Source organism: Nostoc sp. DSM 114160 (genome assembly GCF_053470305.1).
This window is the reverse complement of the sequence record NZ_JBPFGO010000002.1, coordinates 1,357,296-1,369,432: the sequence shown is the minus strand read 5'-3', so window position 1 is coordinate 1,369,432 and position 12,137 is coordinate 1,357,296. Positions and strand designations below refer to the sequence as shown.

9 protein-coding genes, 4 tRNA genes and 2 pseudogenes are annotated in these 12,137 nt (G+C 42.9%); 9 read left to right on the top strand and 6 right to left on the bottom strand.

All coding sequences use genetic code 11. From position 1 onward, the window contains the following. The first annotated feature begins 70 nt into the window (after positions 1–70). Complete coding sequence (locus tag NSTCB13_RS23040) at positions 71–424, top strand: four helix bundle protein (RefSeq protein ID WP_445630617.1); 354 nt, start codon at positions 71–73, stop codon at positions 422–424. 51 nt (positions 425–475) lie between these two features. On the opposite strand, the gene NSTCB13_RS23035 is transcribed toward NSTCB13_RS23040, so the two are convergent. Further along, positions 476–560 (bottom strand) — tRNA-Ser (locus NSTCB13_RS23035). Between the two features lie 131 nt (positions 561–691). Next, positions 692–1,614: pseudogene (locus NSTCB13_RS23030) on the bottom strand (TIGR04168 family protein). A gap of 130 nt (positions 1,615–1,744) precedes the next feature. On the opposite strand from NSTCB13_RS23030, the gene nadA reads away from it, so the two are divergent. From nadA to NSTCB13_RS23015, 3 genes are all read left to right on the top strand, one after another. After that, positions 1,745–2,719, top strand: a complete 975-nt coding sequence (gene nadA, locus NSTCB13_RS23025; RefSeq protein WP_448273917.1) for a quinolinate synthase NadA — start codon at positions 1,745–1,747, stop codon at positions 2,717–2,719. Between the two features lie 124 nt (positions 2,720–2,843). Beyond that, positions 2,844–2,929 (top strand) — tRNA-Tyr (locus NSTCB13_RS23020). Positions 2,930–3,016: 87 nt separating this feature from the next. Continuing rightward, positions 3,017–3,088: transfer RNA gene (locus NSTCB13_RS23015), tRNA-Thr, on the top strand. Between the two features lie 2 nt (positions 3,089–3,090). On the opposite strand, the gene NSTCB13_RS23010 is transcribed toward NSTCB13_RS23015, so the two are convergent. Together NSTCB13_RS23010 and NSTCB13_RS23005 are read right to left on the bottom strand one after the other, a co-directional pair. Beyond that, positions 3,091–3,801 carry a group I intron-associated PD-(D/E)XK endonuclease gene (locus NSTCB13_RS23010; RefSeq protein ID WP_448274209.1) on the bottom strand — a complete coding sequence of 237 codons (711 nt, stop codon included), beginning with the start codon at positions 3,799–3,801 and terminating at the stop codon, positions 3,091–3,093. 42 nt (positions 3,802–3,843) lie between these two features. Beyond that, a tRNA-Arg gene (locus NSTCB13_RS23005) sits at positions 3,844–3,916 on the bottom strand. Positions 3,917–4,274: 358 nt separating this feature from the next. Here NSTCB13_RS23005 and NSTCB13_RS23000 point away from each other — a divergent pair. The 3 genes from NSTCB13_RS23000 (at position 4,275) to NSTCB13_RS22990 (ending at position 6,955) form a co-directional block, all read left to right on the top strand. Then, entirely contained in the window at positions 4,275–4,934 is a 660-nt protein-coding gene (locus NSTCB13_RS23000; RefSeq protein ID WP_322669652.1) for an Npun_F0813 family protein, read from the top strand. A gap of 140 nt (positions 4,935–5,074) precedes the next feature. Next, positions 5,075–5,926 carry a hypothetical protein gene (locus NSTCB13_RS22995; protein WP_322669653.1) on the top strand — a complete coding sequence of 284 codons (852 nt, stop codon included), beginning with the start codon at positions 5,075–5,077 and terminating at the stop codon, positions 5,924–5,926. A 21-nt stretch (positions 5,927–5,947) separates the two neighbouring features. Next, the gene (locus NSTCB13_RS22990; RefSeq protein WP_448273916.1) at positions 5,948–6,955 is read left to right on the top strand and encodes a transposase; all 1,008 of its coding nucleotides are present in this window, start codon (positions 5,948–5,950) and stop codon (positions 6,953–6,955) included. Positions 6,956–7,017: 62 nt separating this feature from the next. On the opposite strand, the gene NSTCB13_RS22985 is transcribed toward NSTCB13_RS22990, so the two are convergent. Together NSTCB13_RS22985 and NSTCB13_RS22980 are read right to left on the bottom strand one after the other, a co-directional pair. Continuing rightward, positions 7,018–7,959 carry an ADP-ribosylglycohydrolase family protein gene (locus NSTCB13_RS22985; protein WP_448273915.1) on the bottom strand — a complete coding sequence of 314 codons (942 nt, stop codon included), beginning with the start codon at positions 7,957–7,959 and terminating at the stop codon, positions 7,018–7,020. Between the two features lie 87 nt (positions 7,960–8,046). Beyond that, positions 8,047–8,988: an ADP-ribosylglycohydrolase family protein gene (locus NSTCB13_RS22980; RefSeq protein ID WP_448267903.1), complete on the bottom strand. Its 942-nt coding sequence runs from the start codon at positions 8,986–8,988 to the stop codon at positions 8,047–8,049. Positions 8,989–9,379: 391 nt separating this feature from the next. Here NSTCB13_RS22980 and NSTCB13_RS22975 point away from each other — a divergent pair, with 391 nt between their 5' ends. Both NSTCB13_RS22975 and sir read left to right on the top strand, forming a co-directional pair. Then, positions 9,380–9,919 (top strand): hypothetical protein, encoded by a 540-nt coding sequence (locus NSTCB13_RS22975; RefSeq protein ID WP_445630624.1) that lies wholly within the window; start codon positions 9,380–9,382, stop codon positions 9,917–9,919. A 239-nt stretch (positions 9,920–10,158) separates the two neighbouring features. Continuing rightward, positions 10,159–12,076: pseudogene (gene sir, locus NSTCB13_RS22970) on the top strand (sulfite reductase, ferredoxin dependent). Positions 12,077–12,137: the final 61 nt, after the last annotated feature.

The following is a 12,137-nucleotide window of genomic DNA, read 5'->3' as shown; positions in this document are numbered from 1 at the left end:
ACATTTAATAGAAGTTGGATCAGACAGCTAAAAAAAGATAAATTAGCCAAAATATAGTTAAATTCAACCTGTGAAAAAAGATATTTGCGATCGCACTTTTACTTTTTCAGTTCGCATAGTCAAATTGTGCCAGTTTTTAGATGACAAACCAGGAGTAGCACGAACCCTTGCTCAACAGTTGTTAAGGTCAGGAACATCGATTGGAGCTAATGTAGAAGAAGCACAAGCTGCTCAAAGCAAAGCAGATTTTATCAGCAAGCTCATGATTGCACTAAAAGAATCCCGTGAAACTCGGTATTGGTTAAGGTTACTCATTGCTACCGAAATAGTACCTCAAGAAAGAATTAGTCAACTCCAAACCGAAGCCGAAGAACTAACCAAAATTCTTGGTGCCATAATTATCTCCACCAAAAGCACCACCTAACCTCATCCTCCTCAATTTTTAATTTTTAATTTTCAATTTTTAATTCCTCAACGGAGAGGGGGAGATTCGAACTCCCGGAGGTTTTAGCCTCATCCGATTTCAAGTCGGACGCAATCGACCACTCTGCCACCTCTCCAGTAAATCTGTCAAACTTGTGCTTATCCTAGTTTCAGACGCTATTCAGGCGCTTTTGTTGGTTAGCACTAAACTTGACAGATCATACTATACCCTATTCTCTACGCAGATTGCACTACTGGATGCGAATGTCTACGACACAATCCGCGATCGCTCGTACAAAATTTCCCCCTTAGCCACCTGAAAGTCATTCCCCACCCAAACTAGGGAAACTTGCGAAACCACACCTGCCTCTAGGGTGACAATGGAAAAATTACGCAACTTCTCGCCATCATTTTCCACAATCCTGGGGACACTAGCCGCATTTAAGTAAATTGTCCCCTCTGGACTTCTAAAGATGGGTTTGCGTTGCACCTTCTTGGTATGGCGTAAATCTCGGTGCATGTGACCAAATGTCACCAGAGGAATGGTTTTACCAGCAGTCAAGGCTTGAGAAATCGCCTCGCCCAAATCTGGATCGCCAAAATCGCCGCCAATTGGATGCCAGTCTTTGCCGCAGGGGTCTTCGGGGCGATCGCCTAACCCACTAGGCCCGTTGTGACCCAAAAATATAATTGTCTCGTAAGCGGCGCTTTTAACAGCTTTCACGATGCGATCGGCTGATTCTTCTAAACTCGTCACACCGTAACGTTCTTTACAGATTTCCGCGAATTTCCACTCCGGGCCACCCCAGGTAAAGGGACGACCCCCCCCACTACAGTTAAATTCCAAGCGGGAAAATCCAATTTACCGTAACCAACATGGGACGAGCCTAATAAATCGAGTTGTTCTTGTACCCAGTCTTCCTTAGAGCGGTCATAAGGAGCTTTTTTGCGTCCCCATTCGGTGGCGGTGTACCAGGCATCGTGGTTGCCCATAACGGCTGCTTTGGGAATATTGAGAGAAGCGATCGCTCTGACCACTTCCACCGATTCATTGCCAAAATCCCCAACAAACAACACTAAGTCAACACCCAAATGCTTGAGTGCAACGCCATCTTCCACTTCCCATTGGTCGTGAATATCTCCAACTACAGCAATTTTGAGGTTTATCGATTGAGTTTTTTGACTGGTCATGCCACTTTCCTTGCCGTCTATCTCCAGGATATGAAACTCAGCCCGATTTGGACACACCACTATTTTTGGTAAAAACTACTATAATTGAATCCACAGGACATACATTTGCAACATAAAGCACCCCTAAACTGTGTTTACCACTGCACTAGCTCAACGAAAAAACACCCAACTGGGTGAATTACCACTAGATTTGTTTGCCGCGATTCAGAGTCTCAAAAAAGAACTCAACGCCGTTATTCTGGCGCATTATTATCAAGAGCCAGATATTCAGGATATTGCCGACTTTATTGGGGATTCATTACAACTGGCAAGAGCCGCCGAAAAAACCAATGCAGATGCGATCGTCTTTGCTGGCGTTCACTTCATGGCAGAAACAGCAAAGATACTTAATCCCGATAAATTAGTACTTTTACCAGATTTGGATGCTGGTTGTTCTTTAGCAGATAGTTGTCCAGCAGATGAGTTTGCAGCTTTTAAAGCAGCGCATCCGAATCATTTGGTGGTGTCTTACATCAACTGTTCTGCTGATATTAAGGCGATGAGCGATATTATTTGTACTAGTTCCAACGCTGTGAAAATTGTGCAGCAGATACCAAAGGAACAGCCGATTATTTTTGCCCCCGATCGCAATTTGGGGCGCTATGTGATGCAACAGACCGGACGAGATTTGGTGCTATGGCAAGGTAGCTGTGTTGTCCATGAAACCTTCTCGGAAAAGAAAATTGTTCAGTTAAAAATTGCCCACCCAGAAGCAGAGGCGATCGCACACCCAGAATGTGAAAGTAGTGTATTGCGCCACGCCAGTTTTATTGGCTCCACAGCCGCCTTACTCAAGTATTGTCAAAACAGCCCCACCAAAGAATTTATCGTTGCGACAGAGCCGGGAATCATTCACCAAATGCAAAAATTAGCTCCTGACAAGCATTTTATTCCTGCACCGCCGATGAATAACTGTGCTTGTAACGAATGTCCGTTTATGCGGTTAAACACCCTAGAAAAGCTCTACTGGGCAATGAAAAATCGCACTCCCGAAATTACCATGTCAGAAGATATTCGCCTTGCTGCACTGCGACCAATGCAACGAATGCTGGAGATGAGCGTGTAACCAGTATTTTTTATCTAGATGGTAGAGACGCAGTTTTATTGCGATCTCTACCCACAAGTTATTTTTTCCAGTCACTTGCAATTTCTAAAACATAGTGCTAAGATTTTAAATCGTGAGACAAATCGGGTCGGTGTCCGAGTGGTTAATGGAGACGGACTGTAAATCCGTTGGCTAGCGCCTACGCTGGTTCAAATCCAGCCCGGCCCACCACTTACGAAGTTATAAGTTATAATGACTGGGTTAAGAGCAAAGCTCCCAGCATTGTAACTTAAAACTAAAAAACCCAAATTATATTTTGCCCGTGTGGCTCAGTGGTAGAGCACACCCTTGGTAAGGGTGAGGTCACGAGTTCAATCCTCGTCACGGGCTTTTTAAATTGATACGTCATGGATTGTTAACTCTCCTTCTACTTTTGCATAAGCTTTCTTCACCCAATACCCTCTAGGTGGCTTTTCTATCCCATAAGCCTTACACCACTTTTCTACAGCCTTATCAGACACGCCAAAATCTCTGCCAATTTGTGCAGTTGGCTTTTCCCAAACTAGTTTTTCTAGTTCTTCTTTTGATGGTCTTTCTACTTTTCTAGTATGAATTCTAGAATCTGGGTTAACCTTTCTAGTTGTTAAATCAACGCCAAACTCCTTGTAGGTTCGCTTAGATGCTAGTTCAGTTAAGTCTGTAAAATCCTCCCACCAGTAAAACGGTGTAGCTGAATTAGGTATCTGGGTACTTATATAGCAACCATTAAAGTTAATTGATGGATAAACAACTTTATCTATATCAGGCAGATAAACAGCATAAAAGTCAAAGTCATTTACTTTATACTTCTTCTGATGAGTCCCATTTTTATCTACCCAAATAGTTTTATTGACTACTCTATTATCTCCTGCGTATTTAGCTTGTATTTTGTAAAATTTACTGTCTTTGTAGGCAACAAAATCAAAAGGTAAATGTTCACAAACAAGTGGCGTGAGGACTAAATAACCTTTAAGGGTTAGATCGGCGATCGCTTTCGTCGCAGCAATATCGCCCTTATTCTTGGTATGATGCAGCAATAACGAACCCTCAAATGTGGAAATCATCATATCACTTCACGGTGCTTGAGGGTTCATATTGAGTTGAAACGAGCGCGGCAGGGTTCGAACCTGCGGCCGATTGCTTAGAAGGCAATTGCTCTATCCACTGAGCTACGCGCCCAAAACAAAATAATGGCTCCCGAAAGAGTCATCTTAACTATTATATCGTTTCGACGTAACAAGAAGCAATCGAAAATTGCAGATTTACCACTAGCAAGGCTAAGATGCTAGTCGCTAGTTAGTGCAATCTACACCGAAAACGAAACAGATGGGGTATTGGTTTAGATATATTGTGTTGTCAAGGGATTATTTGCCCGTTAGCGCTAACGTCCTCTGGGCGGCTACCTTCGGGAAGAATCTGGCGATCGCGAGGCTCATTCCTACAGTATGCTAGGTAATTTCAGCCTTGGCGATACTGCCAAATGCCATTATATATTCCATATTAAGAGTGCCCCTGTGAGGAGTTATTTGCTAGTGCCATGTTTATTCTCAAACGGCAGGATGTTGAAATATCAAGCATTCAGCACCCAAAAAAGGATCAGCAGGTGCCGATCCTCAGTTATCAAGGGCAGACTTTTCGCTTGATTAGCGTATTCAAAGCTAGTCAAGAGGAAGAAGCTAGAGCCTTATGGAGAGAATTAACGGATAACCGAGGTAAAGCCTGTGTTTTGCTGGAGGAACCGGAACGCTTTAGTGTTTGGGGTAAAATCCGTTTAGAGCAACTAGATAGTGACACAGGTAATCATGGCAAAACGGCGATTTTAATCCAAGCCGGTATTTTGCTGTTGCAGGGTGTTTCTATCGACATTGAAGAGTTTTTAGGTGCTAGACAAGCTGCATTATTTGAAAAAGATATTGCGGAGGTGTTCAAGCAAAAACAATTTCCCCAAGCATCTTCCTTAGAAGCAGTGAAATATCTGGTATCTACTAATCCTTTGCCAACAGCCAAAATACCTGATTGGCAAGAAAATCATGTAGTTATCCTGTTACAAGAACTGCATCGATTAGGAAAGGCCTATTTTGGCAATGCTAATTTTACCAAACAAGTAATTTATAAGCTAGAAGATATGCCAGAAGCCGAGCGATCGCTGTTTATCACTTGGCTAAATCAATCGCCACTGGGTAAACTATGGCAGTAGCATGGAAATTTTTTCACAAAAATCCTGCCACTGGCACTTGCTTTTGGTGTCCGATTGTGTATTACCTGATAGACACACTGCTAGATATACAGTCCTTTAACTCAAAATACTGCCAGAGTGCATCTACATAGTCAAGTCCTATGAGTAACTCTTACGAGAATTCGTTCCTTTCTAAATCAATTTTCACTACTCAGAACATTGTCTTAGCTAATATTGGCTGGGCCGTACTGGCACTGCTATACTTTTTGTTATTTAGTGCCAAAGTTCCTGGAGCCGATGGCATAGAAAGCCGAGCTGAGTGGTATGTGATTGGCACAAATATTTTTGAAGCTTTAGCTTATTTGGGTGCCAGTATCTTATGCTTGAGGAACTGGCTGAGTCCGCAAATCGTCAGTGGCCGGAATGTTTGGCTCTTAATTGGGCTAGGTATGCTTTCTTATTTCGTTGGAGGGATAATTTTCGGCTATACCGAAATAGTTTTAAAAGATGAACCGGATGTGTCTGTGGGCGATATATTTTTTGTACTGACTTATCTATTACTTGGCGCAGGCATGATTTTAGCTGTGGCTTCCAGGCGAATCAATCTGGAAAAATGGCAGTGGCTAATTGTATTAGCAATTGCAGTGTTCGGTAGTTTATTGGCATGGTGGATTTCTATGCAACAAGAAACACCCTCAGAACTGCTAGTCGCTATTTTGAATTGGTTTTACGTAGTTAGCGATGTAGTTTTGTTAATTATTGCTACCACTCTGCTACTAGCCTTTTGGGGGGGAAGAGTTTCCCAGTCTTGGCGAATGATTGCAGCGGCGGCCTTTTCGCTCTACATTGCAGATATGTGGTTTAAATATGCCCAAGGCCCCAATTATCAAAGTGGAGAAATATTAGAAGTGTTTTGGGTGTTTAGTGGAGTGTTATTTGGTATGGGCGCTGCCTTAGAATATGACGCATCACTAAGACGAACGCGGCGTACCAGCGGACGTAAACGAGCTTAGTAAGGATTTTTGGTATCTACCGTGAGAAAACTAACAGACTCTGACAAGCAAGAAATTCTGAAGTTATATCGAGAGACTGCTGAAACAACCTCAACTTTGGCAGACCGCTATGGTGTGAGTAATTCGACAATTAGTCGCCTGCTCAAAAGCACTTTGCCAGAAGATGAGTATGAATACTTAGTCTCCTTAAAGCGGGCTGCGAGAACTCCTGAAGGAAGGGCACAGGTTAGCTACGAGCAGTTACCACTGCTGAGTCAACCAGAACCAGAGCCGGAGATAGAAGTTCCAGCCAGCGAAAGCCAACCCTTGGAAGTGCCAAAGGTTGAGCCACTACCACGTAAGATAATTCGTGTAGAGGAGCAACTTAACTCAGAGGAAACGGCGGAGTCAATTGCTGCTAGCAGACGGGTGCGGCGACGCCCCTCGGCTGCGGAAAAACCGAAACTCCGAGTCACAGCAGATAAATTAGAAACTCCAGAGCCAAAGCCGCCGGAAATAGTCAGCATCCCCATCCCACCGCTAAAGAATGAACATCCAGGAGCGGCTGTTATCGCGCATATGCTGGGCGAAGATTTGCTCGACGAATCCGAAGACTTGGATGATTTAGATGATGATGATTTAGAGGATGACGACTTTGAGGAAGAAGACTTTGATGATGATGACCTGGATGAGCAAAGACCTTTAGTTACAAGAAGAAGACCAGGTGAAGCATCAGTTGAAGTTTTACCACTGTCGATAGCCAATTTGCCCAAAACTTGCTATTTGGTAATTGACCGTTCCTCAGAATTAATTACGCGACCTCTGAAGGACTTTGGTGATTTGGGACAAATTCCCAGCCTGGAAACCCAGCAAAGAACTCTGCCCGTGTTTGATAACCATCGCGTCGCCAAGCGTTTTTCTACTAAACGCGATCGCGTGATTAAAGTTCCTGATAGTAAAATGCTCCATAAGGCTCGGACTCATTTGCAAGCTAAGGGCATCACACGACTGCTGATTGATGGTCAGGTCTATTCTTTGTCTACGGTTTAGGAGTTAGGAGTTAGGAGTTAAGAGTTTCATAATTCTTAACTTTTAACTTTTAACTCCTAACTCTAACTGTAAACAGCCCTAGCAAAACGTTCTGCCAAGTAAATAATGTCCTGTCTGCGAGCAATTTGATTTATCCATTTTTGAGGAATATTTTCCACGCCGTAGTAAATTCCCGCTAACCCACCGGTGACGGCGGCAGTGGTATCGGTATCTCCGCCTAAATTCACAGCTTTCAATACTGCCTCAGAATAAGACGAGCTATTTAACAAACACCACAGGGATGACTCCAAGGTATCAATCACATAGCCACCAGAATTAATCTCTTCCACTGGTATCTTGGCAATCTCACCACTTAAAACTCTGCCAAAATGCGGCTTCTCTAATAAAAATTCTCGGACAGAATAAATTGTTTGGATATCTTGCAGTCCTTGTAAATAAGCTGTTTGCAGGTCAGCCCCTTCTAAAAGCGCCACTGCAATACTAATATAAATGCCGCAGGCCATTTGAGAACGGAGATGACCGTGGGTAATGGAAGAAACTTGATGCACCCGCGCAATCAATTCATCCAGAGTTAAACTTTTGTGACAATAAGCCATCGGCAAGATTCTCATCAACGAACCATTGCCATTACTATTTTCACTACTACCACCGGCTTTTAAGGGTGGAGTTCCTTGTTTCCAGTTGACAATTGCTAAAAATGTGGTGTTACCAATATCAAATACTTCGCCTTGAGGAGTCCAGTAACTTTCGTGATACCAGCGCCAGAAAGAATTAGCAATCGCATCGAGTGAAAATCCCTCACAAAGACATTCTGCCAAGCAAAACGTCAGCGAACTGTCATCTGACCAAGTACCAGCAGGAACATCCCAAGTTCCATAACCCAACATCGTTGTCACTGGAGATTTTACTCGTTCAGCACGGCTGGTGAACTCCACTGGCACACCCAATCCATCACCAACACATAAACCCATCAAACCAGACAACGTTTTTGCAGAAGTTAGCATTGTTCAACCAGCATGAAACTTTTCTACAACTGATTTTACTTGCGATAAGTTGCTGATTAAATAATTGGTATACTTTCTAATTCCAAACTAGCTGTACACAGCCCTAGCAAAACGCTCTGCCAAGTAAATAATGTCTTGTCTACGAACAATTTGGTTTATCCATTTTTGAGGAATATTTTCCACACCGTAGTAAATTCCCGCTAATCCACCAGTGACAGCAGCAGTAGTATCGGTATCTCCGCCTAAGTTGACAGCTTTCAGTACTGCTTCAGAATAAGACGAGCTATTTAACAAACACCATAAGGATGATTCTAAGGTATCAATCACATAGCCTCCAGAATTAATCTCTTCTACTGGTAGCTTGGCAATTTCACCACTGAAAACTCTGCCAAAATGCGGCTTCTCTAACAAAAACTCCCGCACAGAATAAATTGTCTGGATATCTTGTAGTCCTTGTAAATAAGCTGTTTGCAGGTCAGCCCCTTCTAAGAGCGCCACTGCAATACTAATATAAATGCCGCAGGCCATTTGCGATCGCGCATGAGCATGGGTAATTGCGGAAACATCATGCACTCGCGCCAGTAATTCCCCTAAAGTCAAACTTCTGTGACAATAAGCCATCGGCAAGATTCTCATCAACGAACCATTGCCATTACTATTTTCAACCTTACCGCCCGCTTGATGGGGAACAACTCCCTGCTTCAGGCGCATAATTGCTGTGTGGGTAGTTTGACCAATATCAAAGACATCGCCACGGGGAGTCCAATAAGCCTCCTTATACCAGCGCCAGAAGGAATTAGCTATTGCATCCAAAGAATACCCTCTACAAAGGCATTCTGCCAAGCAAAAGCTTAAGGAACTGTCATCTGACCAAGTTCCTGGTGGTTGATTCCATGTGCCATAACCCAACATCGTTGTCACTGGAGATTTTACTCGTTCAGCACGGCTAGTAAACTCCACTGGTACACCCAACGCATCACCGACACATAAACCCATCAAACCAGACAACGTTTTTGCAGCGGTTAGCATTATTCAATCTCCACGAAAATTGCTCAAAATTAACTTTATAGATTCCCTCTATAGCTTGTTGCAACAGATGTTACAGCCTACTTCATCATCTGTGAAAAGCTCGGCAAAAATTATTAATCGGGTATTTTATTTACCATACCCATACTTCATTTTAGTTCCAAATATTGTGACAGTTTTAAAAGCGTCTGTTGGGGGAACAAACAGCCTGAATGGAAAGACATTGAGATGTAATTATAACAGCTTATTTATCAATTTAAAGGATAGTTATTCTCTAAGCGTTATACATTAACAACAACAATTTTTTCATACAAGTTGGGAATCATTTGGAACATTATCACTTTATTTTCGACCTGGAATATACAAGTAAAAAATACAAAGTTTGGTAAAAATTATGAAACGCTTACTCAAGTCTTTCGTGACAATTTCTGCATTGTCTTCCTTAATAGTTGCTCCTTTTGTTCTATCAGCTGGTCAAGCTTCTGCTGAAACTAAAAAGGGTACTGATGCTAGCTATGTTGGTGCTGGTGTTGCAGCTGGCGTTACCAGTGGCGGACAAGGTATCAACGATGATGCCACATTTGGTGGTAATGTTACAGGTCGCGTGAAATTAGGAACTACGCCATTTTCTGCACGCGGTAATGTCCTCTGGAGTGATAAAACAAGTGCCATTATCCCAGAAGTTTCTGTGGATGTGCCTATCGCTAATAGAACTAATGCCTATTTAACTGGTGGTTATTCTTTTGTAGAGAAAGATGGCTCACCAACTCCTATAGGTAACAAAGATTCAGTAGTGGTAGGTGCTGGTGTTGAATCAGAAGTTGCTAATAACTTCCTCGTCTATACTAATGCCAAAGTAGGACTTGGTGCTTACCAAAATAGCGATGCTTCTGCTGTTAGCATCAATGGTGGTATTGGTTATCGTTTCAAATAAAAGATTATTGAGTCCTCAGTCAGTTTATACTTTACTTAGTACTTAGGACTCAGCACTTCTTCACTCACTACTCCAAAAAGCTGGTTTTGTTAAGTATTACATCACTGACAAAGCCAGCTTTTGCCGTGATAAAATTAAAATATTCCTCATTATTCCGGCCGGATTACCGGGGATAAACTAGCTGAAAGGTGCTGATTCGGCGTCTACTAATGCTTTATTGAGAATACTATACAAGTCTAATGGTTAAATCTGCTCCTTCCCCCATCGCAACCCGTAAGCCTTCCAAAGTAGAAGGGATCAAGGAAAATAGTAATTTTTTGCGCGAACCTGTAGCAACTGAGATTCTTCAAGACACTACCCATTTTACTGAAAATGCGGTACAGCTTTTGAAGTATCACGGTTCTTATCAGCAGGATAACCGCGACAACCGCACCAAGGGACAGGAAAAAGATTACCAGTTTATGCTGCGGACAAAAAATCCGGGTGGTTTAGTACCGCCGCAGCTGTATTTGGCTTTAGATAAAATAGCTGATGAGTATGGCAACCACACATTACGAGCAACTACCCGTCAAGGTTTCCAACTGCACGGAATTTTAAAGAAGAATCTTAAATCAGCAATTGCCACCATTGTCAACAACCTGGGTTCGACTTTGGGAGCTTGCGGCGACATCAACCGCAACGTGATGGCACCACCAGCGCCCTTCAAGAATCGCCCAGAGTACCAGTATGCTTGGGAGTATGCCCAGAATATTGCTGACTTGCTAACAGCACAGACAGGCGCTTATTACGAAATTTGGTTAGATGGGGAAAAAGCAATTAGTGCTGAAGAAGCTCCAGAGGTAAAGGCAGCCCGACAGCGCAATGGCAATGGCACAATTATCCATGACAACGAAGAACCGATTTATGGCACTTACTATATGCCCCGCAAGTTTAAAATTTGCGTGACAGTGCCAGGGGATAATTCGATTGATTTGTATTCTCAAGACCTGACGTTGGTAGTGATTACCAATAAGAAGAAGCAATTAGAAGGATTTAATATTTTTGCTGGTGGTGGTTTAGGTAGAACCCACGGTAAAGAAGAAACTTTCGCTAGGTTAGCAGACCCCCATCGGTTATGTGGCGAAGGATGATGTTTACGACATAGTAAAAGCGATTGTTGCGACCCAGAGAGATTATGGCGATCGCACCGACCGTCGTCATGCCAGATTAAAATATTTAATCAACGACTGGGGCCTAGATAAATTCCGCACTCAAGTTGAAGAATATTTCGGTAAATCAATTGAAGCCTTCAAACCACTGCCAGAGTTTAAATTTCACGACTTCCTCGGCTGGAATGAACAAGGTGATGGCAAGCTATTTTTAGGAATTTCCATTGACAATGGTCGAATCAAGGATGAAGGTTCGTTTCAACTAAAAACCGCTTTGCGAGAAATTGTCGAGCAGTTCAACTTACCCATCCGTCTTACACCCAACCACAATCTGATTTTTTACGATATCGAACCAGATAGCAAGCAAGCTATTCAAGACATTCTCAGCCGTCACGGTGTCGTAGACGACCCCAGTCAAATCGAACCTTTAGTGCGGTATGCAATGGCTTGTCCAGCTTTACCCACTTGCGGCTTGGCAATCACAGAATCAGAACGGGCAATACCGGGTATTTTGGAAAGAGTTCGCGCCCTTTTGGATAAAGTTGGTTTACAAAAAGAACATTTTGTGGTAAGGATGACAGGATGCCCCAATGGTTGCGCTCGTCCCTACTTAGCAGAATTGGGCTTTGTCGGTAGCGCTCCAGAATCTTACCAATTATGGTTGGGGGGTTCGCCAAATCAAACTCGACTGGCACAACCTTACATAGAAAAGCTGCACCATAATGACTTGGAAACCTTCTTAGAGCCGATTTTTGTTTACTTTAAGAAATCTCGGAAATCGAAGGAAAAATTTGGTGATTTTTGCGATCGCGTTGGTTTTGATGCCATCCGCGAATTTGCTGCTAGCTACGAACCGCAAACAGCTAATGGTGCAAACAAATCGCGCCATCGAGTCAATTTGAAAGAAGAGGTTTATGGCAAGCTGAAAGAAGTAGCAGAAAGTCAAGGTAAGCCGATGACTCAGTTAGTTACTGAAGCGCTAGAGGCTTACTTCCAGAATCTTTCGTAAGCTGAATAAATAATTAAACCATGAATGGACACAGATGGACTTATCTGTGTCCATATTTGAT